3 protein-coding genes are annotated in these 2,651 nt (G+C 72.6%); 1 reads left to right on the top strand and 2 read right to left on the bottom strand.

Annotation, left to right across the window (positions count from 1 at the left end; genetic code table 11):
• Positions 1-155 precede the first annotated feature (155 nt).
• Positions 156-665, top strand: coding sequence for a hypothetical protein (locus GRC12_RS43440; protein WP_208785951.1), 510 nt, complete (start codon positions 156-158; stop codon positions 663-665).
• A 68-nt stretch (positions 666-733) separates the two neighbouring features.
• Here GRC12_RS43440 and GRC12_RS43445 read toward each other — a convergent pair whose 3' ends face one another.
• Positions 734-1,564 (bottom strand): sugar phosphate isomerase/epimerase family protein, encoded by an 831-nt coding sequence (locus tag GRC12_RS43445; RefSeq protein ID WP_208785952.1) that lies wholly within the window; start codon positions 1,562-1,564, stop codon positions 734-736.
• The coding region (locus GRC12_RS43450) for a dihydrodipicolinate synthase family protein (RefSeq protein WP_208785953.1) at positions 1,561-2,651 on the bottom strand (1,091 nt) is incomplete at its 5' end. The genes GRC12_RS43445 and GRC12_RS43450, both read right to left, overlap by 4 nt.

The raw sequence follows: 2,651 nt of genomic DNA on the forward strand, positions 1-2,651 counted from the left end.
CATCAGAACCCCCGCGATCCCCCCAGATCCCCCTCCAGCGGTCCTGACACCAAGTACGACCCGCGAGGTCAGGGAAGGGTTGTACGGTCCGCGAGAAGTTTTTTTCCGGGCTCGGCCACTGCCCTCCGCCGCGGATGCCTGCCAGACTCGCGGTCATGCATCGCGTCGAAGCCGGTGATCGCACGCAGGAACTGCGGGAGGGACTGAACCGCAGGGTGATCCAGGCGTTCGCGGAGGGCCGGCTGGTGCTCTACCGCCTGCGCTCGCCGTGGCACACGCCCAGCGCCCTGGCCGAGTGCCACGAGGTGAACGGCGTCTGGCAGTCCGCGATGGTGGTCCACGGCTCGTGGAAGACCGCCGAGGACCACATCCGCGTCACCACCTGGCGTGACCTGCCCGGCCAGGACTTCGAGCCGGACGTCCTGCCGGGCCTCGCCGCCGCCCCGGAGGAGGAGCTGCGGGTCGGCGTCGACGACCTGACGGTCCCCGCCCTGCTGCGCCGCGCCTCCGGGGTGTGGCAACTGCGCACCGCCGTCGGCGAGCACCACGTCCTGGTCAGCGGCCGGGGTGCGCCGGGTGACCTGGCGCTGGAGACCGTCGACGACATCGCCCCGCTCGTGGAGGAACGCCGGGCGCACCTCGCCAGGCTCCGGGGAACCGCCTGATCCCCAGGGGATCGGCTCCGCCCCGCACCGTTCGCCGCTCGGTGCGGGGCGGACGCGTGTGGCGGGGGTCAGGCGGTGTGCTCCACGAAGCGCCGGGCGGTCTCGGCGAGCACCTCGCGGCCGTCGCGGGCCCACAGACCGTCGTTGAAGAGCTCGACTTCGATGGGGCCGGTGTACCCGGCCGCCTCCACATATCCCTGCCACTCCCGCATGTCGATCGAGCCGTCCCCGATCTGGCCGCGGCCGTTGAGGACGCCGGCTGGCAGCGGGGTGGTCCAGTCGGCGAGCTGGAAGGTGTGGATGCGGCCGCCCGCGCCGGCCCGGGCGATCTGCGCGGGCGCGTTGTCGTCCCACCAGATGTGGTACGTGTCCACCGTGACGCCCACCTGGTGCGCCGGGAAGCGCTCCGCGATGTCGAGCGCCTGGGTGAGGGTGGAGACCACGCAGCGGTCGGAGGCGTACATCGGGTGCAGCGGCTCGATGGCCAGCCGGACCCCGTGCCGCTCGGCGTACGGGCCCAGTTCCCCGAGCGCGTCGGCGATCCGCTCCCGCGCGCCGTGCAGGTCCTTGGAGCCGGCCGGCAGGCCGCCGGAGACCAGGACCAGCACCTCGGTGCCGAGCGTGGCCGCCTCGTCGATCGCCCGCCGGTTGTCGGCCAGGGCGGCGGCGCGTTCGGCCGGGTCGATCGCGGTGAAGAAGCCGCCGCGGCACAGCGTGGTGACGGCCAGACCGGCGTCACGGACCAGCTTGGCCGTGGCCTCCACGCCGTACGACTGGACGGGTTCCCGCCACAGGCCCACGCCCGGGACGCCCAACTCCAGGCAGGCGTCGACCAGTTCCGGCATCGACAGTTGCTTGACCGTCATCTGGTTGACGGAGAAACGCGTCAGGTCTGTCACCGGTCCACCCCGTACAGCGACAGCAGGTTCCTCATCCGCTCCTCCGCCAGCTTCGGGTCCGGGAACAGGCCCAGTCCGTCGGCGAGTTCGTAGGCGCGGGCGAAGTGCGGGAGGGAGCGGGCCGACTGGAGGCCGCCCACCATGGTGAAGTGGGACTGGTGGCCCGCCAGCCAGGCCAGGAAGACCACTCCCGTCTTGTAGAAGCGGGTCGGCGCCTGGAACAGATGGCGGGACAACTCGACCGTGGGATCGAGGAGTTCACGGAAACCGACAACATTTCCGGTGTCCAGCACCCGTACCGCCTCGGCGGCCAGCGGGCCCAGCGGGTCGAAGATGCCGAGCAGCGCGTGGCTGAAGCCCTGCTCGTCGCCGGCGATCAGCTCGGGGTAGTTGAAGTCGTCGCCGGTGTAGCAGCGGACCCCGTCGGGGAGGCGGCGGCGGATGTCGATCTCCCGCCGGGCCTCCAGCAGTGACACCTTGATGCCGTCCACCTTGTCGGGGTGCGCGGCGATGACCTCCAGGAAGGTGTCGGTCGCCGCGTCCAGGTCGGACGAGCCCCAGTAGCCCTCCAGCGCCGGGTCGAACATCGGCCCCAGCCAGTGCAGCACCACCGGCTCGGCGGCCTGGCGCAGCAGGTGGCCGTAGACCTCCAGGTAGTCCTCGGGGCCGGACGCGGCGGCGGCCAGGGCGCGGGAGGCCATCAGGATCGCCTGCGCGCCGGACTCCTCCACGAGGGCCAACTGCTCCTCGTAGGCCGCCCGGACCTCCACGAGGGACCCGGCGGTGATCTGGTCGGTGCCGACGCCGCAGGCGATGCGGCCGCCGACCGCCTTCGCCTCGGCGGCGCTGCGGCGGATCAGCTCGGCCGCGCCCGCCCAGTCCAGGCCCATCCCCCGCTGGGCGGTGTCCATCGCCTCCGCGACCCCGAGCCCGTGCGACCACAGGTGCCGGCGGAAGGCGAGGGTGGCGTCCCAGTCGACGGCCGCCGGGGAGTCGGGGCTGACGTCGGCGAAGGGGTCGGCCACGACGTGCGCGGCCGAGAAGACCGTACGCGAGGTGAAGGGGGCGCCCGGGGTGAGGGCGAGGG

Origin of the sequence: Streptomyces griseorubiginosus (genome assembly GCF_017614965.1) — a bacterium.
In the GTDB taxonomy this organism is placed as follows: domain Bacteria; phylum Actinomycetota; class Actinomycetes; order Streptomycetales; family Streptomycetaceae; genus Streptomyces; species Streptomyces griseorubiginosus_B.